Genomic DNA, 24,027 nt, shown 5'->3' with positions numbered 1-24,027 from the left:
CGGGAGGGAAGGGCTTAGAGGGTGGCGAGGAAGGCGTCGTAGGCGGCGCGGTCCATCAGGCCGTCGGTCGAGGCATCGGACACCTTGATCTTGGCGAACCAGCCTTCGCCTTCGGGATCGGCGTTGACGGTTTCCGGGGCGGAGGCGAGGGCGGCATTGCCCTCAATCACTTCACCCGAGACGGGGGCGTAGACGTCCGAGGCCGCCTTGACGCTCTCGACGACGGCGAAGCTGTCGCCTTTGGAGACGGTCTTGCCGGCGTCCGGCGTCTCGACGAACACCACGTCGCCCAGGGCGTCAGCGGCAAATTTGGTGATGCCGACGGTGGCGATGTCGCCGTCGAACTGAACCCACTCGTGATCCTTGGAGAAATGCATCGGTCCGATCCTCAGGCTTTCGGTTTGCGATAGTAGCGTTGGGCGACGAAGGGCATGGCGACGACCTCGGCGGCGGCGGGCCTTCCGCGCACGATGACCTTCAGCTCCGTGCCCAGATCGGCGAATTCCGGCGGGACATAGCCCATGGCGATGTTGCGGCCCAGCGTCGGCGAGGGGCCGCCCGAGGTCACATTGCCGATGACTTTTCCGTCCATGTCGGCGATCTCGGCGCCTTCGCGGGCCGGGGCGCCTTCCTTGACGCTCAGACCGACGCGGACACGCGACGGGCCGTCGGCCAGTTCCTTCAGGATGCGGGCGGCGCCGTTGAAGTCGGCGCGCTCCTTGCGCGACTTGGACAGGGCGAAGGTGAGGGCACCCTCGACCGGGCTGGTCGAGGGGTCGATGTCGTGGCCGTGCAGGGGCAGGCCGGCTTCGAGGCGCAGGCTGTCGCGGGCGCCGAGGCCGATCGGCTTGACGCGGGCGTCCTTCAGGATCGTGGTCCAGACGCGCTCGGCCTGGTCGGCCGGCACGGAAATCTCGTAACCGTCCTCGCCTGTGTAGCCCGAGCGGGAGATGAAGCAGTCGCAGCCGAACAGCATCAGGCGCGCGCAATCCATGAAGCCCATCTCGGCCAGAAGCGGCTCGTGGGCGGCCATGACCTCCGCGGCCTCCGGGCCCTGGATGGCGATCAGGGCGCGGTCGGCAAGCACCGTCAACTTGGCGTCGCCGGACAGGTTCGCCTTGAGGAAGGCGAAGTCGGCGTCCTTGTTGCCGGCGTTGACCACGACATAGAGGCCGTCATGGTCGGGGCGGCCAGCCATCAGGTCGTCCATGATCCCGCCCTCGGCGTTCAGCAGCAGGCTGTATTTCTGCCGGCCCGCCTTGAGGATCGCATAGTCGCCGGGGACGAAACGCTCGAACTGAGCCGTGGCGTCCTCGCCGGTGATCTTGCACTGGCCCATGTGCGAGACGTCGAACAGGCCGGCGTGTTCGCGGGTCCAGCGGTGCTCGGCCAACACGCCCTCGTACTGCACCGGCATGTCATAGCCGCCGAAGCCGACCATGCGAGCTCCGAGGGCGCGGTGCGCGGCGTTGAGGGGTGTGGTCTTGAGGATTTCGTCGGTCATGTCGGCCTTCAGAGTCGCGTACTGGGGCGGAAAGCTCCGCCGTCCTCGCGCCCCCGCTGTCCTGAAGCCTGAGAGATTCCGCGGTTCCCCGCTTGCTCCGTCGGCGCGCCCATGGATCCCACGAACGGGGGGCGACTTTCCAGCGTCCGTATGTCCTCGCGGTCCGTTTGCCTGAGCGTTTCCGGGGCGGTTGCGCCTTCGGCTCCGGAGCCTCCGAAAAGGCGCCGATCTCTCCCGCGAGAGCGATCGGACCTAGGCCCCGACTCTGGCCGTGAGTCAAGCGGAACGGGCGGCCCAGGCCTCGACTTCGGCGATCCGGGCCGCCTTGTCAGGTTCGGCCAGGAACGACCCTTCGAAACTGTTGATCGCCAACTGCGTCACCTGCTCCCGCGTCAGACCCACGGCCTGCGCCAGCTGGCGGTAGTTCTCGTTCACATAGCCGCCGAAATAGGCGGGATCGTCCGAGTTCAGGGTGACGTGCAGGCCGCGCCGCAGCATCTCGGGCACGGGATGGTCCTTCAGGTCCTTCACCACGCAGAGCTTCAGGTTCGAGAGCGGACACACCGTCAGCGTCATCTGCGACGCCGCCAGCCGCTGGATCAGGGCCTCGTCCTCCATCGACCGGTTGCCGTGATCCATCCGGTCGATGTGCAGGAGGTCCAATGCCTCCCGGACATAGGCCGGAGGGCCTTCCTCGCCGGCGTGGGCGCAGAGCTTCAGGCCCAGTTCGCCGGCGGCGGCGAAGACCCTTTCGAACTTGGATGGCGGGTGGCCGACCTCCGACGAATCCAGTCCGACGCCAACGAAATGGCGCAGATAGGGTGTGGCGGCCTCGAGCGTGGCGAAGGCCTCCGCCTCACTGAGGTGCCGCAGGAAGCTGAGGATCAGGCCCGAGGTGACGCCCAGTTCGGTTTTCGCCCGTTCCATGCCGGCGACCAGCCCCTCGACCACGACCTCGAACGGCACGCCCCGGTCGGTGTGGGTCTGCGGGTCGAAGAAGATCTCGGCGTGACGCACATTGTCCGCCGCCGCGCGCTCGAAATAGGCGAAGGCCAGATCTTCGAAATCCCGACGCGTCAGCAGGACGTTCGCCCCGGCGTAATAGATGTCGAGGAAGTCCTGCAGGTTGGAAAAATCATAGGCCGCGCGGACGGCCTCGACGCTGTCGAACGGAATGGCCACGCCGTTGCGCCGGGCCAGTTCGAACATCAGTTCGGGCTCGAGGCTGCCCTCGATATGGAGATGCAGTTCCGCCTTGGGCAGGCCAGCGATATAGGCGTCGAGCGACATGGACAGCTCCTGAAGCGAGCCTCCAGTCTAGCCTACATCCGCTCCGGCGTGTCGATTCCCAGCAGGTTCAGGGCTGTTTCCAGTTGATCCAGCGCCGCCTTCGACAGGGTCAGACGCGAGCCCCGCGTCGCCTCGTCCGGCGCGATCAGCACCGGACAGGCGGCGTAGAATTTCGAGAAGCTCTGGGCCAGCCGGTAGGCGTGCTCCGCGATGACATGCGGCATGCGCTTGTCATAGGCCTCGGCCACGGCTTGGGAGAAGGCGTCCAGCGTCAGGGCCAGATCGCGCTCGGCGGGCTCGACCACGACGATGGGGCCGGGCGTAGCGCCCTGGTCAGCGCCCTTGCGCAGCAGGGATTTGATGCGGACGGCCTGGTAGAGCAGGTACGGCCCGGTCTTGCCCTCGAAGCTCATGAAGCGGTCGAGGTCGAAAACGTAGCTTGTGGTCCGGCTGTTTGACAGGTCGGCGAATTTGAGCGCCGCGACCGCCACCTTGTGGGCGATGGCCTCGAACTCGGCCTCGGGCAGGTCATCGCCGAGCTTTGCCTCATGCAGCCGCTCGCGGGCCTTGTCGACCGCCATGGTGATCAGGTCGTGCAGCTTCAGGACGCCGCCCGCGCGGGTCTTGAAGGGCTTGCCGTCCGGCCCGTTCATGGTGCCGAAGCCCAGGTGGTCCAGCGACCCTTCGGCGGCGTAGCCGGCGAGGTAGGCTGCCCGGAACACCTGTTCGAAATGCTCCGCCTGGCGTTCGTCGACGACGTACAGGATGAGATCGGGATCAATCGCCTTGCGGCGATCCAGGATGGTCGCGAGGTCGGTCGTGCCGTACATGGCCGACCCTTCCGAACTGATCACCAGCAGCGGCGGCGGGCTGGGCACCTCGATCACCGAGCCGTCGGCCAGCTTTTTCTTCCGCATCTCACCCGGCTTGGCGACATGCACCACCCGGGCGCCGTCGTCCTCGACCAGCAGACCGGTGGCCTCCAGATGAGCGATCATCTCGGCCATCACCGGATCGGCGTCGCTCTCGCCGTTCCACAGGTCGAAGGTCACGCCCAGGGCGCCGAACTCGCGTTCCAGCGCCGTGCGGCTGACGGCGACGAAATGGGCCCAGAGGGCGCGGTAGCCGGGACGGCCACCCTGCAATTCCGCGGTCGCCTTGCGGGCGCGGTCGCGAAAGCCGGCGTCTTCCTTGGCCATGGCAGCGGCGGCCGGGTAGAGGCGTTCGAGGTCCTCGAGCGACACCGGGCTTTCCGCCGGGAAAGGCCCGTCGCCTTCCACGAGGAAACCGTCGGCCCTGCCCTCGTCGCCTAGGGCGACGATCAGCAGGCCCATCTGGAAGCCCCAGTCGCCGAAATGGGCGTCGCCCCAGACGCTGTCGCCCCTGAAGCGGAAGATCCGCTTCAGGCTTTCGCCGATGATGGAACTGCGCAGGTGGCCGACGTGCATCGGCTTGGCGACGTTCGGACCGGCGAAGTCGATCACCACCTTGCGCGGCGCTTCGACCACGGAGGCGCCGGCGTGGGCTTTATCTGCGGCGACCGCGGCGGCGCGGGTCGCCAGGGCGCTGTCGGCCAGCCTGAAGTTGATGAAGCCCGGCCCGGCGACCTCGACCGACGACAGGCGAGGATCGTTCTTCAGTCGCTCGGCGACACGGGCCGCCAGTTCCCGCGGATTGGCCTTTAGCGCCTTGGCGGCGGCGAGCGCGCCGTTGGACTGGAAGTCGGCCAGGTCGGGACGGTCCGAGGTCGTGACCTTTGCCAGACCGGCGTCCACGCCTTCGGCGGCGAAGGCGGCTCCGACCGCTTCGCCCAGAACAGTCCTGAGATCGGTCATTTACTGCGCCGGCGGTTGGGCGGCGCCGGTCCCGGCGTTGACGCGGAAACGGTTGCCGTTGCGATTGAACTCGGCCATCGCGGGCGTGACGTCAAAGCCGACCAGGACTTCAAAATGGTCGCCGCTTGTGGTCGCCGCGGCGCGCGGGATGACGATGGTCTGGTCCTGGGTGACGGTGGTGGTGGTCGCCCCGTGAAAATTGACGGGCAGGTCGAAATATTCCTTGGCCAGCACCGCGCGGTTCCGCTCGGTCACGGCGATCCAGTAGCGATAGGTGCGGCCGTCGCCCTGCGCCTGCGGCCCGCGCCCCAGGTTGAATTGCACTCGGGTTTGTACAGTGATCGGCTGGTCCGACTGATATGAGCAATCCGAAACCAGACCCTCGATTTCGCCGGTGAAGCCGACGTTGGCCATGGTCACACGGTCACCGGTCAGTTCGACATAGCGGGCGGCATCGTACAGCACCTTCACATAGGGGCAGGGGCCGGCGGCGGCGCTGCGGCGCAGGGGCGCGATGCGCGGCGGGCGCGGGCGGTCCCCTTCAGTCGCCTGGGGATCCTGCTCGGGTCGGGAGCCTTGGCCCGGTCGGCCTTGCTGGCCTTGCGGATACTGGGCGCTGGCGGCGGTCGGAACGACCACCATCGCGACGGCAGCGGCGGCGAGGGCCGAGGCCAGGGAAACCTTGAGGACGCGACGCATCGAATATTCTTCCGGAAACGAGGAGGTGCGGCGACAGCCCGACGCGGGGCGCACGCTGGTTGCTGATAGCGGCTAAACAGAGGCGCGGCAAACCCGCGCGAGCCTGAAACGCAGTGGCGAGCACGGCCTCGAACGACTAGGTTCCGCACATGACCGTCCATGCGCCTCTCCGGCCGCCCGCAAAGCTTCCCTTGACCGTTCGTCTGGCCACACCGCGGGGGTTCTGTGCTGGCGTCGATCGCGCCATCCAGATCGTGGAGCGCGCCATCGAGAAATACGGGGCGCCTGTCTATGTCCGGCATGAGATCGTCCACAATCGCCATGTCGTTGAGCGGCTGAAGGCCATGGGCGCTGTCTTCGTCAAGGAACTGGACGACTGCCCGGACGACCGGCCGGTGGTCTTTTCGGCCCACGGCGTGCCCAAGTCGGTGCCGGCGACGGCCCGGGCGCGGGAGATGCTGTACCTCGACGCCACCTGCCCGCTGGTCTCCAAGGTCCACGTCGAGGCCGAGCGCCATCATGCTGCCGGCCGCCACATCGTCCTGATCGGCCACGCCGGCCACCCGGAGGTGGTCGGCACCATGGGCCAGCTGCCGCCAGACGCCATCAGCCTGATCGAGACGGTCACGGACGCGGAGGCCTTTCAGCGCCCCGGCGATGCGCCCCTGGCCTACGCCACCCAGACCACCCTTTCGGTCGATGATACCGCGGAAATCCTGGCCACCCTGAAGCGCCGCTTCCCCGAGCTGCCGGACCCGCACAAGGAAGACATCTGCTACGCCACCACCAACCGGCAGGAGGCGGTGAAGCGACTGGGTCAGGGTTGCGACCTGGTGCTGGTGGTCGGATCGAAGAATTCGTCGAACTCCGTGCGGCTGGTCGAGGTGGCCATGCGCGCCGGGGCGAAAGATGCCCGGCTGGTGGACGACGCCGGTCAGGTCGACTGGTCGTGGATGGAGGGGGTCTCGACGCTCGGGATCACCGCCGGAGCCTCTGCGCCGGAACGGCTGATCGAGGAGCTGGTCGATGCGGTGCGGGCCCGCTTCGACGCCGATGTGATCGAGGACGCAGGCGAGCGCGAGACCGTGACCTTCAAACTGCCCCGTCTTCTCACGGCCTGAACCGCGGGCCTTGCGCAAGCGGAGCCTTTGCCGTTCGCTGGCGTTGAACCTGCTCACCACGGGACACCCCCATGCGCCGCATTCGCTCAGCCTGCACTGCCGTTTCAGCTCTCACCATGTTCGCGGCGGCGGCCTGTTCTCCCGAGGCCGAGGCACCGCCGGCCCCCGTCACACCGTCGCCGGAGACCGCGGGAACGCCGGCGCCGCCCGTGAGCTACGCTTGCGAAAGCGGACAGTCGGTCACCGTCGGCTATTCCGACACGGCGACGGCCCAGCTGACCTACAAGGGTCAGAGCTACACATTGCGCACGGTCCAGTCGGCCTCCGGGGCCCGCTATGCCGGGTCCGGCCTGGAGTGGTGGAGCGCCACCCGCGACGGCTCGGAGAGCGCCACCCTCAGCCGTCTGGGCCCCAATGAGGATGTCGGCGTGGCCGTGCTGGAACGGTGCAGCCGTCCGTCTTCCGGCCCCGTCGCACCCGGCCCGGTTCCCGGACCCCAGCCCGCGCCGGGCGGGGTGCTTCCCGTGGCGGCTCCGTGCCTCGGCCCCCAGTTGAGACTGTCCGCGGACGGCGGCGACGCCGGAGCCGGCAACCGGGTCTCGATCCTCGGGGTCCAGAACGTTGGCGCCCAGGCCTGCAGCCTGACCGGCTATCCGACCGTGGTGCTCCAGGACCGGCAGGGCCGGAACCTGACCGCCATTCGCGCCGACCAGACCTTGGGCAGTTATTTCCGCCAGGGACAAACCCCGTCGCCGGTTGAACTGGCGCCGCAGGGCAAGGCCTTCTTCGACATCGCCTGGAATGTGGTGCCGAACGAAGGAAACGGCGAGACGAGCTGCCCGTCCGCCACCCGTATCCGGATGACGGCTCCCGGCGATAGCTCCCCGGTCTCGCTGGCCCAGACCTTTACGCCCTGCGGCGGACGCATCCGGGTCAGCCCGTTCCGGCCAGTCGCCGAGCCGACGCCGGAACCCGCCCCTGCCGCCTCGACTTGACGTCGGGGGGTTCAAACGCGGCCGGAAACGGCGTAGCGGAGCGCGCATGACAGCCAGTTTTCATGACCGCGTCCGCGCGGAACTCGCCGACATCGATTCCCAAGGTCTGACCAAGCCCGAGCGGGTCATCGCCTCCCGTCAGGGACCGGTGATCAGGGTCGGCGGCCGCGACGTCCTCAACTTCTGCGCCAACAACTATCTGGGCCTCGCCGGCGATGAGCGGGTGACGCAGGCCGGGATCGAGGCGCAACAGAAATGGGGCGCGGGCACCGCCTCCGTGCGCTTCATCTGCGGCACGCTGGAGATCCACAAGGAACTGGAGCGATCGGTGGCCGACTATCTCGGCTTCGAGGACACAATCCTGTTCGCCGCCGCCTTCGACGCCAACGGCGGTATCTTCGAACCCCTGTTCGGGGCCGAGGACGCCATCGTCTCCGACAGTCTGAACCACGCCTCGATCATCGACGGTGTCCGGCTGTGCAAGGCCAAGCGGTACCGCTTCGCTAATTCGGCCATGGACGACCTCGAGACCCAGCTGAAACAGGCCCGGGCCGACGGCGCGCGCGAGATCGTCATCGCCACCGACGGCGCATTCTCGATGGACGGCTATATCGCGAAGCTGAAGGACATCCGGGCGCTGGCCGACAGGTACAGCGCCCTGATCATGGTCGACGACTGCCACGCCACCGGCTTCCTCGGTCCGCAGGGGCGCGGGTCCTATGCGCACCACGGGGTCGAGATCGATTTCCTGACCGGCACTTTCGGCAAGGCGCTGGGCGGGGCCATGGGCGGCTTCATCTGCGCGACCTCCGAGGTGGTTTCGCTGCTGAAGCAGCGGGCGCGGCCGTATCTGTTCTCCAACGCCCTGGCCCCGGCCGTCTGCGGCTCCAGCCTCGAAGCCATCCGCATCGCCGGCGGCGAGGAGGGCGACGCCCTGCGCAAGCAACTGTTCGCCAACGCCGTTCGCTACCGCGCCGCCATGACAGACGCCGGTTTCACCCTGCTGCCGGGCGAGCACCCGATCATTCCGGTCATGCTGGGCGATGCCAAACTGGCCCAGGATTTCGCCGCTCGCGCGCTCGAGCTCGGCGTCTATGTCATCGGCTTTTCGTTCCCGGTGGTGCCGCGCGGCCAGGCCCGCATCCGCACCCAGATGTCGGCGGCGCACACCTTCGAACAGATTGATCAAACGGTCGCGGCCTTCACGACGGCCGGCCGCGAATTGGGAGTTATCTGATGGCTGACACCATGAAGGCCCTGGCCAAGACCCGGCCCGAAATCGGCCTTGAGCTGATCGACGCGCCGATCCCCGTAGCCGGACCCGAGGACGTCCTGATCCGGGTGCACCGCACCGCCGTCTGCGGCACCGACATCCACATCTGGAACTGGGACGAATGGAGCCAGAAGAACGTTCCCGTCCCCATGATCACCGGCCATGAGTTTGCCGGCGAAATCGTCTCCATCGGCAAGGACGTCGACCGCCGCCTGAAGATCGGCCAGCGCGTCTCGGCCGAGGGGCATGTCATCGACCTGAACTCGGAAGCGGCCCGCGCGGGTCACTTCCACCTCGACCCCGACACCCGCGGCATCGGCGTGAACCGTCAGGGCGCCTTTGCCGAGTTCGTCGTGGCTCCGGCCTTCAATGTCATCGAGCTGCCGGACGATGTTCCGTACGAGATAGGCTCGATCCTCGACCCGTTCGGCAATGCTGTGCACACGGCGCAGCAGTTCGATCTGCTGGGCGAGGACGTGCTGGTCACCGGAGCCGGCCCGATTGGCATGATGGCCGCCGCCGTCGCCCGCCACGCCGGCGCCCGCACCGTCGTCCTGACCGACATCAACGACTTCCGCCTGGAGCTGGCCCAGAAGGTCGCGCCGGGCGTCCGAACCGTGAACACGACCCGCGAGGACCTTCGCGACGTGATGCACGAGCAGGGCCTCAAGGTCGGCTTCGACGTGGCGCTGGAGATGTCGGGGTCGCCGATCGCCTTCAAACAATGCGTCGATACCCTCATCATGGGCGGCGGCATGGCCATGCTGGGCATTCCGTCGAGGCCGATGGAGACCGATTGGGGCGCGATCATCCTCAAGGCCCTGACCATCAAGGGCGTCTACGGCCGCGAGATGTTCACGACCTGGCGCAAGATGCTGGGCCTGCTCAAGGCCGGGCTCGATCTGCAGCCGCTGATCACCCACCAGATGAGCTACGACCGCTATCAGGAGGGCTTCGAGGCCATGCGGTCGGGCCAGTCGGGCAAGGTCGTGCTCAACTGGGACAAGGCGGCCCAGGACTGATCGGCATGGTCGCCCGGCCCATCGTGCTGTTTCTGGAAGGCGAGGGGACGGACGCCCGCGGGCGCACCATATTCGACGTCCTGTCCATGAACGACGTGGCCCTGGAGCGGACGCACGACTTCATCCAGTGGCTGTTCCCCCTGCCGGAACCGTCTTCGGCCGTGCCCGATTCACCGGTGCTGACGCCGGACGAGATCCAGGCCATCCGCGTCTCCGAACTGGCGCCGATGGCCATGGGCGCAGCGACCGACCGAATGGCCGCCTTCTACCAGACGACCCACGACTGGTTGATGCCCAACGATCACAACCATCGGCGCATCACCCGGATCATCCGGTCGCTGCGTTTGCTCGTCGGCGACGCAGAGGCCGATGCCTTCCATGCGTTGATCATGACGCGGGTGGACGCGACGCAGGCGCCGGTCAGCGCCCGCAGTCGCGGCTACTGGGCTACGGCCTGAGGATCAGGCGGACGCGTCCTTCGCCATCGTCGCCTTGAAGACGATGACGACGAACAGGGCGATCGACGCCACCAGCATGATCTCCGACGCGATCATCCCCGGCACGAACAGGGGCCTGCCCAGCAGCATCAGTGTCAGGGACGGCATCAGGATCAGGAAGCCGATGACTGACAGTACGAAATGCGTGATCGGCATCCAGCCCCGACCGGCGGCCGGAAAGACCCGGTAGAACAGGCCAAACAGCATCATCGACGCGAAGCCGATCAGGTTGATGTGGGCATGCACCGGGCGCAGCACGAATTCCTGATTGGCCCCCATCCAGACGCCCAGCGACATCCCGACCAGAGCCGACAGCGCGCCAAGGCGCAGGAAATTATTCGATACGAACATGCTGGTCCCTCCAACGAAGGACGGTCGTAAACCGCCGTTCTCTCCAAGGCTCAAGTTACATCCGATTCAGCCCAGGGGCGCAAACCGGGCGCGCCGAACGGTTCCCCTTGACCCGCGGGCCGGGTCGCGAGAGGGCAGGGCGATGAACTATCGCCACAGCTTTCACGCCGGAAATTTCGCCGACATCGTCAAGCACGCCCTTCTGCTCTGGCTGCTGGAGCGGCGGCGGGCGCAGGGGCCGGTCAGCGTGATCGACACCCATGCCGGGGCCGGGCTGTACGACCTGACCGGTGATGCGGCGCGGTCGAAGGAGGCTGAGGCCGGCATCGCCCGGTTGATGGCCGCCGCCGACAGGCCGCCATTGATCGAGGCGCTGGCGGCGGAGGTGGGGCGGCTCAATCCGGAGGGCGGTGTGACCTTCTATCCGGGCTCCCCCCTGCTGATCGCCGGGCGGCTGGGCGAGGACGACCGCTATGTCGGATTTGAGTTGCATCCGCCCGTGCTGGATTTGCTGACCGAGGCCCTGGAGGCGTTTCCGCAAGCCATGGCGCAGGGCGGCGACGGTTATGACCAGGCGCGGACCTGGGCGGCGGAGGCGACCGGCGCCTTTGTGCTGATCGATCCGCCGTTCGAACAGCCGGACGACTACAATCGCGCCGCCGACACGGCTGCCGCCATCGCGCGGGCCGATCCGCGGGCGACGGTGGCGATCTGGACGCCCTTGAAGGACATGGAAACGTTTGACGGCTTCCTGCGCCGGCTGGATCAGGCGGGAATCAAGCGGATGCTGGTCGCCGAGGCCCGGCTGCGGCCGCTGACAGATCCGATGAAGATGAACGGCTGCGCGGTGGTGGTGCTGAACCCGCCGCCGGGCGCAGAGGCGGCGGCGAACGAGGTCTGCGGCTGGGTCGCGTCGGCGCTGGGCGGCGACGGGGCCCGGTCCGAGGTGTGGATGACGGGTTGAGCCGTTATTCGATGATCTCGCCCGCCTCGTAGAGGTGCGGCTCGAAGGTGGCGATGGCCATGATCGGCTCCATCGCCGCATTGACGGCCGGGCTGCGCGCCATCGCCTTCCAGTCCTCGCGCGAACGCCAGACGGCATGGACGGCCGCGACCTTGCCGTTCAGGCCGCGGTGCAGGGTGGCGGAGAGGAAGCCGTCTGCCTCGCGCTGGGCCCGGACCATCACCGCCAGCAATTCCATCAGCGCATCGAGGCGCCCGGGCTCGCAGCGGTAGACATTGATCAGGACGACGGGATCGGGGGCGGCTTCGATCATGGAGCGCCCATAGCCGACCGCTCTTTCCCCGTCTTGCGTCATCGCCCATATCTTTTGTGTCGAGGAGCCCCGAATGACCCGAATCGCCATCCTGGAGACCGGCGCGCCGCCTCCGCATCTGGCCTCCGGCCATGGCGACTATCCGGCGATGTTCCGCGATTTGCTGGGCGACGGCTTCGCCTTCGAGACCTTCGATGTCCAGGCGGGCGAGTGGCCGGACGCGGGAGCGTTCGACGCGGCGATCATCACCGGCTCCGCTGCGGGCGTCAATGAGACCGACGGCTGGATCGCCGATCTGCTCGACTGGATTCGAGCGGCCAAGGGGCGGACGAAACTGGTCGGCGTCTGTTTCGGACATCAGGCCATGGCTCAGGCCCTGGGCGGGCGAGTCGAGAAGTCGGACAAGGGCTGGGGCGTCGGCCTGCACCGCTATCAGGTCATGTCGACCGAGCCGTGGATGAGCCCGGCCGCCGCGACGGTCGCCATTCCCGCCTCGCATCAGGACCAGGTGGTCGAGAAGCCGGCGGACGCCCGCGTCTTGCTGCGCAGCGACTTCACCCCGTTCGCGGGACTGGCCTGGGGGGAGGACGCCATCTCGATGCAGCCGCATCCGGAGTTCACCCCGGCGTTTGCGACCGAGCTGACGGCGGGACGGCACGACCGGATCGACCCGGCGCTGGTGGCGCGGGCGGTGGACAGCCTGAAGGCGGCGGATGACCGGGCGACGGTGGGCGGGTGGATCAGCGCGTTCGTTACGGCCACTTCACCACGGGCGGCATCGAGCTGAGGATTGATTCGACGTTGCCGCCGGTCTTGAGGCCGAACATGGTGCCGCGGTCGTAGAGCAGGTTGAACTCGACATAGCGGCCGCGCCGGACCAGCTGCTCCTCGCGCTCCGCCTCCGTCCACGGCTCGCCCATCCGTCCGCGTACGATGGCGGCGTAGGCATCGAGGAAATGCACGCCGACGTCGCGGGTGAAGGCGAAGTCGCGGCTCCAGTCCCCGCTGTCGTGGTGGTCGTAGAAGATACCGCCCGTGCCGCGCGGCTCGTTGCGGTGGGGCAGGAAGAAATACTCGTCGCACCAGGCCTTGAATTTCGCGTGCCAGCTCGGGTCGTGGGCGTCGCAGGCGGTCTTCATGGCGGCGTGGAAGGAAAGGGTGTCGGGGTGGTCCTGACGCCGGTCGGCATCGAGCACCGGGGTCAGATCGCCGCCGCCGCCGAACCAGCTTTTGGTCGTGGCGATGAAGCGGGTGTTCATATGCACCGCCGGAACGCGCGGGCTGACGGGATGGGCGATCAGGCTGATGCCGGTGGCGAAGAAGCGCGGGTCCTCGGCCGCGCCGGGGACGGTCTTCGCATAGTCAGCCGGGAAGGTACCGTGGACGGTCGAGACATGGACGCCGACCTTTTCGAACAGGCGGCCGTGCATCATCCCCATGACGCCGCCGCCGCCCTCCGGCCGCTGCCAGGGCGTGCGCACGAAGCGGCCGGGCTCGCCGGGGAACAGATCGGAGGGGGCCGCGTCCTCCAGCGCCTCGAAGCCGGCGTGGATGCGGTCGCGCAAGGTTTCGAACCAGGCGCGGGCTTCGGTCTTCTTCTGATCGAGGGTGAGATCTTCGGTGGTCATTCGCTTCCTGTAGTCCGTCTGGCCGTTGACGCACCACCCCCGTCTGCCACTGTCCGCCGTCGCATCTCCGGGAGCCTGCCATGATCCGCGCCGTCCTTCTGACCACCGTCGCCGCCGCCCTGATGGCCGGTCCGGTCCTGGCGCAGACCACAGACGCGGCAGGCGAGGCGAGGGCGCGGCGGATTCTGGAGCGGACGCCGCTGATCGACGGGCACAATGACCTGCCCTGGGCGCTGCGCCAGAACCACGGCAACGATCCCCATGCGGTCGATCTGACCACCAACCTCGACGCCTCGACCGATCTGCACACGGACATCCCGCGCCTGCGGGCCGGCGGCATGGGGGGCCAGTTCTGGTCGGTCTATGTGCCCGCCTCGATGACGCCGCCTGACGCGGCCGTGGCGACCTTCGAGCAGATCGACACCGTCAAGCGGCTGGTTGCGGCCCATCCCGACGTATTCGAACTGGCGACCACCGCCGACGACATCCAGCGCATCCACCGGCGCGGCCGCATCGCCAGCCTGATCGGCATGGAGGGCGGCTATTCCATCGATGATTCGCTCGGCCTGCTGCGCGAATTTTACGACGCGGGCGCCCGCTACATCACCCTGACCCACTCGCGCACCACGACCTGGGCCGACGCGGCCACCGATGCGCCGAAATGGGGCGGGCTGTCGCCGTTCGGCGAGGACGTGGTGCGCGAGATGAACCGGCTGGGGATGATGGTCGATCTGAGCCATGTCTCGGAAGAGACCATGCTGGACGCCATGCGGGTGTCCGAGGCGCCGGTGATCTTCTCCCATTCGTCGGCGCGCACCGTGACGGCCCATCCGCGCAATGTGCCCGACAGCGTGCTGCGGCGGATGCCGGAGGACGGCGGGGTGGTGATGGTCACCTTCGTGCCGGGCTTTGTCTCGGAGGCGGTTCGGGCCTGGGGCGCCGAACGTTCGGCCGAGGCCGCGCGGCTGGGGTCGCTGCATCCCGGCGACCCGGCGGCGGTGACGGCCGGGCTGAGAGCCTGGACGGCGGCGCATCCCCAGCCGGTCGCCACGATCGCCGATGTGGTCGCCCACATCCAGCACGTCCGCGACGTGGCGGGCATCGATCACGTCGGCCTCGGCGGCGACTATGACGGGGTCGGCTCCCTGCCGGTCGGGCTGGAAGGGGTGGACGCCTATCCCCGGCTGCTGGCGGCGCTGATGGCCAACGGCTGGAGCGACGCCGACATCCGCAAGCTGGCGGGGGAGAATGCGCTGCGGGTGATGCGGGCGGTGGAGGCCGTGGCGGCGAGCAGGCGCGGCGAGCGGCCGGGGCTGGCGCGGCTGCCGGATACAGGGGCGCCGGAGTAGGGCGGCCTGTCTCCGCGACGACCCGGCGGGCCCTCGCGACCACCTGACGCGTTGCGCCCCGAGGTCGGGACCTCGAGGGGTGACCGTCGAAAGCACGCTGGTGCGGGGAAGTGCGGACATGAAGGTGGTTTCTCTAACCGGCCACGGGGTCGATATCGCCAGGATGTCCGGCCCGTACGTCGTCGTTGATCCGACGGCGCCCCGGCCATTGTCGGCTGCGGCATGAACGCGATCGAACTGGGGCCGCTGGTGCTGTCCGGCGAACGATTCGCCATCATCGTCGGCGTGGCCGTCTTCCTGCTGGGGTCGAGCGTGCTGGCGAGCCGTGTAAGCCCGCGCTTCAATGGCTGGAGCACGGTGGCGGTGCTGGCGGGGGTGGGGGCGGCGCGTCTGGCGCATGTGATCGCCCACTGGAGCTATTTCGCCGACGACCCGCTGAGGGCGCTGGCTGTGTGGCAGGGCGGATTCATCTGGGTCTGGGCGATGGCGCCGGCCGTGATCGCGGCGTTCGTGATGCTGCGCGAGCGGCGGCTGATGCTGTGGGCGGTAGCGCCGGTCGTGGCCTGCGCCTTGGCCGGGGTGGCGACGGAGCGTCTGACCTCGCGGACGGAACCGGTCGCGGCCCCGTCGATGACTCTGGCCCGGCTGGAGGGCGGGGCGGTGAACCTGGCGGCCGTCGACGGGCGACCCACGGTCATCAATCTGTGGGCGAGCTGGTGTCCGCCCTGTCGCCGCGAGATGCCGGCGCTGGCCCAGGCCCAGGACGCCCATCCCGAGGTCCGCTTCCTGTTCGTCAACCAGGGCGAGGGACAGGCGAAGGTCGCCGGCTGGCTGGAGGAGGCCGGGCTCGAGATCGACAATGTCCTGCTGGACCGGGCCATGGCCGTGCCGGGCCACTACGGCACTGTGGGTCTGCCCGTCACCCTGTTCCTGGATCGCGACGGCCGTCTGGTCGAGGCCCATGTCGGGGAGATCGCGCCGGAGCAGATCGGCGCGGCGATCGCCCGTCTGCGATGAGGGAGAGGTCAGACGGCCGCGGTCTGTCGCAGCGCCTCCCACAGGGCGATCCCGGCGCTGACCGAGAGGTTCAGCGATCGGGCCTCCGGCTGGATCGGAATCACCACCCGGGCATCGGCCGCCTCGTGCACGAACTCCGGGGCCCCGGAAGGTTCGCTGCCAAACAGCAGGATGTCTTCCGGTCGGAAAACGAATTCGTCCAGCGGCGTCGCGCCCTTCGTCGTGAACAGGACCAGCCGGCCGGGGCCGCCATCCTGTTCGAGTCTGGCGCGCTGGAAGGCGTCCCAGTCCGCGTGGCGCGTCATATGGCCCAGCGGGCCGTAGTCCAGCGCCGCGCGCTTCATCGCACGGTCGTCAAAACGGAAGCCGGCGGGCTCGATAATGTGCAATTCCACGCCGAAACAGGCGCTCAATCGGATGCAGGCGCCGACGTTCTGGGGAATGGCCGGTTGAAAAAGGGCGAGACGCATTCTAAGGCCCTCTTACGCGTGGCCCGGGGGCTTGTCGCGGCTCGAAATGCGACTGCCTCTCAAAGAGGCGACGCAGTTTGCGGCGATGAGCCGCAATGCCGGGCCGGGTCAGATTGCCGGGAAGGCGCTAAAGCATCCAAGCCGTAACCAACCGGGCCCGACGGGTCCGGAAAGCGGCGTACGAGGAGTAGGACGTGGCCGAATCGGTCGTGACTGAGAACGGTGAGGGCGGCGACGCCACCCGTCGGGACTTTATCCACATCGCGGCCGGTGCGGCCGCCGTGGGTGCGGCGGGCATGATGGCCTGGCCGTTGATCAATTCGATGAACCCCGCCGCGGACACGCTGGCGCTGGCGTCGATCGAATTCGACATGACGAAGGTCCAGGAAGGCCAGCAGATTGTCATCAAATGGCAGGGCAAGCCGGTGTTCGTGCGCTATCGCACCCCGGCCGAGATCCAGGCCGCCCGCGCGGACGACCGCGCCGGCCTGCCGGATCCCCAGGCCGACGCCGACCGGGTCAAGGAAGGCCACCAGCAGTATCTGGTCCTGATCGGCAACTGCACGCACCTGGGCTGTATCCCGACCTTCGGGACGGGCGACTTCGGGGGCTGGTTCTGCCCCTGCCACGGGTCGCACTACGATACGTCGGGCCGTATTCGTAAGGGCCCTGCGCCGCTGAACCTCGTCGTGCCGGAGTATGAGTTCCTCTCCGACACCCGCATCAAGATCGGCTGAGGGCGAGACCGATGAGCGACCACGAATCCACCTACGTCCCCAAGACCGGCATCGAGAAATGGCTCGACACCCGTCTGCCGATCGTCCGCTTCGGCGCTGACTATATGGCCCTGCCGACCCCCAGGAACCTCAACTACTGGTGGACCTTCGGCGGCATCCTGGCCCTCTGCCTGGTCATCCAGATCGCCACCGGCGTGATCCTGGCCATGCACTATGTGCCGAACACCGAAATGGCCTTCGCCTCGGTCGAGCGCATCATGCGTGACGTCAACGGCGGCGACCTGATCCGCTACACCCACGCCAACGGGGCCTCGATGTTCTTCATCGCGGTCTATCTGCACATGCTGCGCGGGCTGTACTATGGCTCGTACAAGGCGCCGCGCGAGATGATCTGGATCATCGGCTGCCTGATCTTCTTCCTGATGATCGCCACCGCCTTCCTGGGCTACGTCCTGCCGTGGGGCCAGATGTCCTACTGGGGCGCCGAGGTGATCACCAATCTGATCGGGGCCATCCCGGTCATCGGCGAGCCGGTGCTGATCTGGCTGCGCGGCGGTCCGGCGATCGACAACGCCACCCTGAACCGCTTCTTCTCGCTGCACTATCTGCTGCCGTTCGTCATCGCCGGCTGCGTGGTGCTGCACCTCTGGGCGCTGCACGCCGCGGGCCAGAACAACCCCGTCGGCATCCTGATCCCGAAGGACCGTGAGAAGAAGGACACCCTGCCCTTCCACCCGTATTTCACGGTCAAGGACGGGTTCGCGATCATCGTCTTCCTGATGCTGTTCGCCCTGTTCGTCTTCTTCATGCCGAACGCCCTGGGTCACGCCGACAACTACATTCCGGCCAATCCGCTGGTGACGCCGGCGCACATCGTGCCCGAGTGGTACATGCTGCCGTTCTACGCGATCCTGCGCGCCATCCCCGACAAGTTCGGCGGCGTGGTGGCCATGTTCGCGGCCATCGGCATCCTGTTCGTCCTGCCCTGGCTGGACACCTCGAAGGTGCGGTCGATGCGCTATCGCCCGACCATGCGGACGTTCTTCGTCCTGTTCGTGATCAACGGCCTGATCCTCGGCTGGTGCGGGGCGCAACTGCCCGACGCGCCGGTGATCGGGGACTTCAAGACCTTCATCCTGATCGACGGAGACCTGAACAGCTATCTGTGGCTGACCCGGTTCGCGACGCTCTACTATTTCGCCTTCTTCGCCATCATCATGCCCCTGGTGGGCCTGCGCGAGACGCCGCAACCGATCCCTGCGACGATCTCGGAGCCGGTCCTCGGCGGCGACGCTGAGAAGGGCTGAGCGCGACCATGACCCTCCAAATGAATATCCGCGCCATGAAGAAGACCCTGGTCCTGATCGCCGCCGCCGCCGGTCTGGCGTTCGCAGCCCAGCCCGCCCTTGCGGCCGGCGAGGCCAAGCATCCGCGCAGCGGCGGTTTCAGCTTCGAAGGCCCGTTCGGGACCTTCGACCGGAACCAGCTGCAGCGCGGCTACAAGGTCTATCGGGAAGTCTGCGCGTCCTGCCACGGCATGGACCTGATGTATTTCCGTACCCTGGCCGAGCCGGGCGGGCCGTTCTATCTGTCGGATCAGGCGAGCCCGGCCGAGAACCGGTTCGTCAAGGCGCTGGCCGCCGAGGTCCAGATCGCGGACATCGACACCGAGACCGGTGAACCGATCATGCGCGACGGCACCGCCGCCGACCGCTTCCCCAATCCCTATCCGAACGCCACGGCTGCGGCCGCAGCGAACGGCGGGGCGTCGCCGCCCGACCTGTCGGTCATGGCCAAGGCCCGTCACGACGGCGCCAACTACATCTATTCGCTGCTGACCGGCTATGCGGCCGTGCCGCAGGGCCTGCAGATCCGGCCCGGCCAGTACTACAACGAATATATGGCCGGCGACCTGACGCCCTTCATGCCGGAGGGCACGGAGCATGTGCCGCCGGGCGGCTTCATCGCCATGCCCAATCCGCTGACGGACGGTCAGGTGACCTATGACGACGACACCGTCGCCTCGGTCGACCAGATGTCCAAGGACGTCGCGGCCTATATCGCCTGGGCCTCGGATCCCAAGCAGGAGCAGCGCAAACAGACCGGCATCGGCGTGCTGATCTTCCTCTTCATCTTCGCCGGTGTGACCTATCTGAGCTATCGCCGCATCTGGAAGGGCGTAGCCCACTAGGGCTTCGACCCCACCGATATCGACATGACCCGCCGGCGCCCCGCGTCGGCGGGTTTTTCGTGCGTGCTTGTCCCGGAGGCAAAAGTACTTTATGTAGCAAAGTATAACGGAGGTACGTCATGAAGCCGCTCACCAGCCTGGCGCTCGCCGCCGTCCTGCTCGCCGCCCCGATGGCGGCCAGCGCCCAGATGTCCGCATCACCCAACGGATCCGAGGCCCAGCGCGCGGCGATGGACCGGCTCGCCTTCATGGACGGTGAATGGCGCGGCGAGGCGACGGTCTTCGGCCCGAACGGACCGATGACCCTGACCCAGACCGAACGGGTCGGGCCGATGCTGGGCGGGTCGATCAAGGTCATCGAGGGGCGAGGCTACGCCGCCGACGGCTCGACCGGGTTCAACGCCATGGCGGTCGTTTCATGGGACGCCCGGGCGAACCGGTACGGCTTCCGGTCCTGGGCCCAGGGCTATTCCGGCGACTATCCGTTCGAGGTGACCGAGGACGGTTTCCGCTGGGAGACGCCGGCCGGGCCGGGGGCCAGGATCGAATATGTGGCCGTGGTCCGCGACGGGACCTGGCACGAGGTCGGGACCTGGGTGGCCGAAGGTCAGCCGCGGCGCCAGATGATCGAGATGCGCCTGACCCGCATCGGGGACACCGACTGGCCGGCCGGCGGGGCGGTCGCACCGGCGCCCTGACGCCGCTCGCGCATCGACACCCGGCGGACGGCGCCCTAACGTCCCGCCGTCTGTTTCCGGCTGAGGGTGTTTCGTCCATGCGTCTGTTTTCGACCGCCGCCGCGCTTGCCGCCGCGGCCCTGTTGTCCGCCTGCGCCAGCATGGGAGGAGGCGGCGTCGCCGCTCCGGCCGCGCCCGCCGCGACCATCGACGCCGCCCGGCTGTCGGAGCACGCCCGGGTGCTGTCCGACGACAGTTTCCAGGGCCGCGGCATCGCCACGCCGGCCGAGGAGATGACCGTCCGCTATCTGAGCGAGCAGTATGCCGCGGCGGGCTTCCAGCCCGGCGGCGAGAACGGCGGCTGGACCCAGGACGTGACGCTGAACCGGTTCACGGCGTCCAACTTCCGCGGTCTGCAGTTCGAGGCCGGCGGCGAGACCATCCCCCTGGCGCAGGGCCAGCAGATCACCATTTCGACCCGGTTGCCGGGCAGCCAGGTCATGCTGAGCGACACGCCGCTGGTTTTCGTCGGCTACGGCATCGACGCGCCCGAGCGGCAGTGGGACGACTTCAAGGACGTCGATGTGCGCGGCAAGATCATCGTCGTGCTGGTCAATGACCCCGACTTCGAACAGCCCGAGCTGAACACCTTCAACGGCCGGGCCATGACCTACTACGGCCGCTGGACCTACAAGTATGAGGAGGCGGCCCGTCAGGGCGCCGCCGGGGTCATCGTGGTGCACGAAACGGCGCCGGCCTCCTACGGCTGGGCGACGGTGCAGAACAGCTGGTCGACGCCGCAGTTCGACATCGTCCGCGCCAACGCCGCCGCCGAGCGCGTGGCGCTGGAGGCCTGGGTCCAGCGCGATGTCGCCGTGGACCTGTTCCGCCGCTCGGGCCTGGACTTCGAGGCCCTGAAGGTCGCCGCGCGCAGCCGGGACTTCCGCCCGGTCGAGCTGACCGGCGCGACCTTCAGCGGCACGTTTGACGTGGCCACCAATCAGGTCGTCACCCGGAACGTCCTCGCCCGCCTGCCGGGGAGCACCCATCCGGACGAGACCATCCTGTACACCGCCCACTGGGACCACATCGGCGTCGGCGAGCCTGACGCCAATGGCGACGCCATCTTCAACGGCGCGGTCGACAATGCCACGGGCACCGCCGGCCTGCTGGAACTGGCCCGCGTCTGGGCCGCCGGACCGCGCCCGGAACGCTCGATCGTGATGATCAGCTTCACGGCGGAAGAGAGCGGCCTGCTGGGTTCGGAATACTATGCCGCCAACCCGATCTATCCGCTGGCGACCACGGTGGCGGGCTTCAATGTCGACGCCATGAACGTCTATGGCCGCGTGGCGGACGTCGACATCATCGGCTCGGGCCAGTCGGATCTGGACGCCCGCATCACGGCAGAGGCCGCCCGTCAGGGCCGGACCGCCAAGCCGGACGGCAACCCCGCCTCGGGCAGCTATTTCCGGTCGGACCACTTCCCGCTCGCCAAGCGCGGCGTGCCCATGGCCTATGCCGACGGCGGCGGCGCGTTCCGCGATGAGCCGATCGCCGCGCGTGAGGCGTCGCGGTCCGAATACGGCGCCCGCCGCTATCACCAGGCCGACGACGAATGGTCGCCCGACTGGGATCTACGCGGTCAGGTCGAGGATCTGGAGATGGTCTTCAACATCGGTCAGGACCTCGCCAACAGCCGCGACTGGCCGCAGTGGATGCCGGGCTCGGAGTTCGGTCCGGCGCGCGCGCCGAGCGCGAGCCAGCGGCGGTAGAAGGTTGCGCTCTCCCTCCCCCTAAGTGGGGAGGGTGGTCGCGTAGCGACCGGGCGGGGAACGTCAGTCACGCACTGGCGGCGCCCCGCTCCAGACTTCCCCACCCGGGCTCGGCTCCGCCTCGCCGTCCCTCCCCATGAAGGGGAGGGAGAACCGACTTTCCACATGACCAAAACTTAATGGGCGGTCCGAAGGGACCGCCCTAGACTGCGCGCCATTAGTCCGGGGTTGGAGCCTTCCGTATGTTTCGCAAGATGATGGGCGGCGTGGCCGTCGCCGCCGTGCTGCTGGCCGCCGGCATGGCGTCGGCGCAGGACTTCTCCGCCGCCCAACTCAGCGAGGGCGTCCGGGTCATCAGCGCCGACGAATTCCAGGGCCGCTATCCCGGCACCGAGGGCGAACGGCTGACCCTGGCCTGGCTGCAGGCCCAGTATGAGGCCATGGGCCTTCAGCCCGGCGGACCGAACGGCCAATGGCTGCAGCCGGTCGAACTGAAACGCTATACGCCCGTCGCCGGCGCGACCGCGGCCTGGACCGGGCCGGACGGGACGACGCATGCCCTGACCGTCGGAACCGACATCACCGTGCGCGCCGTTACCAACGACGGCCGGGCCTCCATCCAGAATGCCCCGTTGGTCTTCGCCGGCCACGGCATCCATGCGCCCGAGCGGAACTGGGACGACTACGGCGACCTCGACGTGCGCGGCAAGGTCGTGATCGTGGTCGCCGGCGAGCCGGACGGCGCGCTGTTCAACGGTCCCTACGCCACCAACTACCAGTCGGGCGCCTACAAGGCCGACGAGGCCTTCCGCCGGGGCGCGGTGGGGGTCATCACCCTGGTCGCCGGCAATGCGACCTCGCCGATGTGGCAGGGCGCGATGCGCGGCAACGCCCGCACCCGGACCCTGACGCCGGGCGCAGCCGACCTCGAGTTCTCGGGCGCGATCAATCACGACGTTGCCGCCCTGTGGGCGACAGCCGCGGGACTGGACATCTCCCAACTGCCGAACATCGCCGACGGGAGGTTCAGGGCCGTGGCGCTGAACGGCGTGACCCTGTCGGTCGAGGCGTCAGAGACCATCGAGACGCTGGTCACCCACAATCTGCTGGCCCGGATTCCGGGGACGGAGCATCCGGACGAGACCATCGTCTATTCGGCCCACTGGGACCATGTCGGCGGCGAGGGCCAGCACCCGGGCGTCCAGGGCGACAACATCTTCAACGGCGCCTGGGACAACGCCTCGGGCACGGTCGGGGTGGTGGAGATGGCGCGCCAGCTGAGCGCCGCCCCCCGTCCGAAACGCTCGATCGTGTTCGCCCATATGGCGGCCGAGGAAATGGGGCTGCTGGGCGCCTATGGCTATACGGCCAACCCGGTCTGGCCGCTCGAGACCACGGTGGCGGACATCAATATCGACATGTTGCCCCTGTCCGGTTCGACGCGCGACATCGCCATCTTCGGCAAGGGCCAGAATGATCTGGAGGACCGGCTGCAGGCCCTGGCCGAGCCGCTGGGCCGCTATGTCTCGGACGACGGCATGCCGGAGCAGGGCTTCTACTACCGCTCCGACCACTTCCCCTTCGCCCGCGCGGGCGTGCCGGCGCTGATGACCTGGCATGGCTGGGATCTGGTCGAGGGCGGACGTGAAGCCGGCGAGGCGGCCTGGCGCGCGAGATTCGCGGCTGACTATCACAAGCCGTCGGACGAATGGTCCGCCGATCTGGACTTCACCTCGGCGGTCGAGAACCTGACCCTGCTGTATCGCCTGGGTCTGGACCTCGCGAACAGCAGCGACTGGCCGGGCTGGAAGCCGACTTCGGAGTTCGCCGTGGTGCGCGCCCGGTCGGACGACGCCCGTCAGTAGGGGCCGCCCGTGACGGCGACCATCCGGCCCCTGACCGGAGACGGCTCTCCGCCGGTCGAGGGATCCTATCCGCAGGCGGTCGAAGTGACGGCGCCGTCGCGTTGGCTGTATCTGTCTGGCCAGATTCCGGTCGCGCCGGACGGATCGCTGGCGGCGGAGTTCACCGGCCAGTGCGACCAGGTCTGGGACAATATCGAGACCCAGCTGGCGGCGGCGGGGATGAGCCTCGATAACCTCGTCAAGGTCACGACCTTCCTTTCGGACCGGTCTTATGCGCTGGAGAACCGCGAAGTGCGGGTGCGGCGACTGGCGGGCCGACAGCCGGCGCTGACGGTGATCATCACCGGCATCTTCGACGAGTCCTGGCTGGTCGAGATCGAGGCGGTTGCGGCGGCCTGAGATGACCGCGATTTAAGCTGACAAGCTTCGCCGGGCGGCGTCATCTCGTCCCGTC

25 protein-coding genes and 2 riboswitches are annotated in these 24,027 nt (G+C 68.0%); of the genes, 16 read left to right on the top strand and 9 right to left on the bottom strand.

Translation table 11 applies throughout. The features are described from left to right. Positions 1 to 14: 14 nt before the first annotated feature. From gcvH to B3E43_RS10945, 5 genes are all read right to left on the bottom strand, one after another. Positions 15 to 377: a glycine cleavage system protein GcvH gene (gene gcvH / locus B3E43_RS10965; protein WP_292029383.1), complete on the bottom strand. Its 363-nt coding sequence runs from the start codon at positions 375 to 377 to the stop codon at positions 15 to 17. An 11-nt stretch (positions 378 to 388) separates the two neighbouring features. Continuing rightward, entirely contained in the window at positions 389 to 1,504 is a 1,116-nt protein-coding gene (gcvT, locus tag B3E43_RS10960; RefSeq protein WP_292029382.1) for a glycine cleavage system aminomethyltransferase GcvT, read from the bottom strand. Positions 1,505 to 1,558: 54 nt separating this feature from the next. Beyond that, a riboswitch (glycine riboswitch) is annotated at positions 1,559 to 1,649 on the bottom strand. A gap of 4 nt (positions 1,650 to 1,653) precedes the next feature. After that, positions 1,654 to 1,751, bottom strand: a riboswitch (glycine riboswitch). 29 nt (positions 1,752 to 1,780) lie between these two features. Beyond that, a complete protein-coding gene (locus B3E43_RS10955) occupies positions 1,781 to 2,794 on the bottom strand; it encodes an adenosine deaminase (RefSeq protein ID WP_292029381.1) in 1,014 nt (337 codons plus the stop codon). Between the two features lie 32 nt (positions 2,795 to 2,826). Next, entirely contained in the window at positions 2,827 to 4,629 is a 1,803-nt protein-coding gene (gene argS, locus B3E43_RS10950) for an arginine--tRNA ligase (protein WP_292029380.1), read from the bottom strand. Beyond that, entirely contained in the window at positions 4,630 to 5,328 is a 699-nt protein-coding gene (locus B3E43_RS10945) for a Tat pathway signal sequence domain protein (protein WP_292029379.1), read from the bottom strand. A 149-nt stretch (positions 5,329 to 5,477) separates the two neighbouring features. Here B3E43_RS10945 and ispH point away from each other — a divergent pair, with 149 nt between their 5' ends. The 5 genes from ispH to B3E43_RS10920 all read left to right on the top strand — a co-directional run bounded on the left by ispH (position 5,478) and on the right by B3E43_RS10920 (position 10,197). Further along, entirely contained in the window at positions 5,478 to 6,449 is a 972-nt protein-coding gene (gene ispH / locus B3E43_RS10940) for a 4-hydroxy-3-methylbut-2-enyl diphosphate reductase (RefSeq protein ID WP_292029378.1), read from the top strand. 71 nt (positions 6,450 to 6,520) lie between these two features. Continuing rightward, positions 6,521 to 7,444, top strand: a complete 924-nt coding sequence (locus B3E43_RS10935; protein ID WP_292029377.1) for a DUF4232 domain-containing protein — start codon at positions 6,521 to 6,523, stop codon at positions 7,442 to 7,444. 46 nt (positions 7,445 to 7,490) lie between these two features. Then, a complete protein-coding gene (locus tag B3E43_RS10930) occupies positions 7,491 to 8,681 on the top strand; it encodes a glycine C-acetyltransferase (RefSeq protein ID WP_292029376.1) in 1,191 nt (396 codons plus the stop codon). 11 nt (positions 8,682 to 8,692) lie between these two features. Continuing rightward, positions 8,693 to 9,739, top strand: a complete 1,047-nt coding sequence (tdh, locus tag B3E43_RS10925) for an L-threonine 3-dehydrogenase (RefSeq protein WP_349677582.1) — start codon at positions 8,693 to 8,695, stop codon at positions 9,737 to 9,739. 5 nt (positions 9,740 to 9,744) lie between these two features. Further along, positions 9,745 to 10,197 carry an opioid growth factor receptor-related protein gene (locus tag B3E43_RS10920; protein ID WP_292029372.1) on the top strand — a complete coding sequence of 151 codons (453 nt, stop codon included), beginning with the start codon at positions 9,745 to 9,747 and terminating at the stop codon, positions 10,195 to 10,197. Positions 10,198 to 10,200: 3 nt separating this feature from the next. Here B3E43_RS10920 and B3E43_RS10915 read toward each other — a convergent pair whose 3' ends face one another. Next, positions 10,201 to 10,587: a hypothetical protein gene (locus B3E43_RS10915; RefSeq protein ID WP_292029369.1), complete on the bottom strand. Its 387-nt coding sequence runs from the start codon at positions 10,585 to 10,587 to the stop codon at positions 10,201 to 10,203. A 142-nt stretch (positions 10,588 to 10,729) separates the two neighbouring features. Between B3E43_RS10915 and rlmJ the strand changes: the two genes are divergently transcribed. Then, positions 10,730 to 11,551, top strand: a complete 822-nt coding sequence (gene rlmJ / locus B3E43_RS10910; RefSeq protein ID WP_292029368.1) for a 23S rRNA (adenine(2030)-N(6))-methyltransferase RlmJ — start codon at positions 10,730 to 10,732, stop codon at positions 11,549 to 11,551. Between the two features lie 4 nt (positions 11,552 to 11,555). Here rlmJ and B3E43_RS10905 read toward each other — a convergent pair whose 3' ends face one another. After that, positions 11,556 to 11,864 carry an antibiotic biosynthesis monooxygenase family protein gene (locus B3E43_RS10905; protein WP_292029367.1) on the bottom strand — a complete coding sequence of 103 codons (309 nt, stop codon included), beginning with the start codon at positions 11,862 to 11,864 and terminating at the stop codon, positions 11,556 to 11,558. A 73-nt stretch (positions 11,865 to 11,937) separates the two neighbouring features. On the opposite strand from B3E43_RS10905, the gene B3E43_RS10900 reads away from it, so the two are divergent. Further along, positions 11,938 to 12,651, top strand: coding sequence for a glutamine amidotransferase-related protein (locus B3E43_RS10900; protein WP_292029365.1), 714 nt, complete (start codon positions 11,938 to 11,940; stop codon positions 12,649 to 12,651). Here B3E43_RS10900 and hemF read toward each other — a convergent pair. Further along, the gene (gene hemF / locus B3E43_RS10895) at positions 12,617 to 13,492 is read right to left on the bottom strand and encodes an oxygen-dependent coproporphyrinogen oxidase (RefSeq protein WP_292029363.1); all 876 of its coding nucleotides are present in this window, start codon (positions 13,490 to 13,492) and stop codon (positions 12,617 to 12,619) included. The two genes, B3E43_RS10900 and hemF, sit on opposite strands and share 35 nt — an antisense overlap. Positions 13,493 to 13,572: 80 nt before the next feature. Here hemF and B3E43_RS10890 point away from each other — a divergent pair, with 80 nt between their 5' ends. Further along, complete coding sequence (locus B3E43_RS10890) at positions 13,573 to 14,841, top strand: dipeptidase (protein WP_292029362.1); 1,269 nt, start codon at positions 13,573 to 13,575, stop codon at positions 14,839 to 14,841. A 222-nt stretch (positions 14,842 to 15,063) separates the two neighbouring features. Further along, complete coding sequence (locus tag B3E43_RS10885) at positions 15,064 to 15,858, top strand: TlpA disulfide reductase family protein (protein ID WP_292029361.1); 795 nt, start codon at positions 15,064 to 15,066, stop codon at positions 15,856 to 15,858. Between the two features lie 8 nt (positions 15,859 to 15,866). On the opposite strand, the gene B3E43_RS10880 is transcribed toward B3E43_RS10885, so the two are convergent. Then, positions 15,867 to 16,328, bottom strand: a complete 462-nt coding sequence (locus tag B3E43_RS10880; protein WP_292029360.1) for a tRNA (cytidine(34)-2'-O)-methyltransferase — start codon at positions 16,326 to 16,328, stop codon at positions 15,867 to 15,869. A gap of 194 nt (positions 16,329 to 16,522) precedes the next feature. On the opposite strand from B3E43_RS10880, the gene petA reads away from it, so the two are divergent. The 7 genes from petA (at position 16,523) to B3E43_RS10845 (ending at position 23,972) form a co-directional block, all read left to right on the top strand. Beyond that, entirely contained in the window at positions 16,523 to 17,065 is a 543-nt protein-coding gene (gene petA, locus B3E43_RS10875) for a ubiquinol-cytochrome c reductase iron-sulfur subunit (RefSeq protein WP_292029359.1), read from the top strand. An 11-nt stretch (positions 17,066 to 17,076) separates the two neighbouring features. Beyond that, the gene (locus tag B3E43_RS10870) at positions 17,077 to 18,372 is read left to right on the top strand and encodes a cytochrome b (RefSeq protein ID WP_292029356.1); all 1,296 of its coding nucleotides are present in this window, start codon (positions 17,077 to 17,079) and stop codon (positions 18,370 to 18,372) included. 8 nt (positions 18,373 to 18,380) lie between these two features. Next, on the top strand, positions 18,381 to 19,256 hold the full coding sequence (locus B3E43_RS10865) for a cytochrome c1 (RefSeq protein WP_414631354.1): 876 nt from the start codon (positions 18,381 to 18,383) through the stop codon (positions 19,254 to 19,256). Positions 19,257 to 19,375: 119 nt separating this feature from the next. Next, positions 19,376 to 19,954, top strand: coding sequence for a DUF1579 domain-containing protein (locus tag B3E43_RS10860; RefSeq protein ID WP_292029354.1), 579 nt, complete (start codon positions 19,376 to 19,378; stop codon positions 19,952 to 19,954). A gap of 77 nt (positions 19,955 to 20,031) precedes the next feature. Further along, positions 20,032 to 21,708, top strand: coding sequence for a M28 family metallopeptidase (locus B3E43_RS10855; RefSeq protein ID WP_292029351.1), 1,677 nt, complete (start codon positions 20,032 to 20,034; stop codon positions 21,706 to 21,708). Positions 21,709 to 21,950: 242 nt separating this feature from the next. Next, complete coding sequence (locus B3E43_RS10850) at positions 21,951 to 23,573, top strand: M28 family peptidase (protein WP_292029349.1); 1,623 nt, start codon at positions 21,951 to 21,953, stop codon at positions 23,571 to 23,573. Between the two features lie 9 nt (positions 23,574 to 23,582). Beyond that, a complete protein-coding gene (locus tag B3E43_RS10845) occupies positions 23,583 to 23,972 on the top strand; it encodes a RidA family protein (RefSeq protein WP_292029347.1) in 390 nt (129 codons plus the stop codon). Positions 23,973 to 24,027 lie beyond the last annotated feature (55 nt).

Origin of the sequence: Brevundimonas sp. UBA2416 (assembly GCF_002343105.1) — a bacterium.
Classification (GTDB): domain Bacteria; phylum Pseudomonadota; class Alphaproteobacteria; order Caulobacterales; family Caulobacteraceae; genus Brevundimonas.
This window is presented reverse-complemented; position numbering and strand designations above follow the sequence as displayed.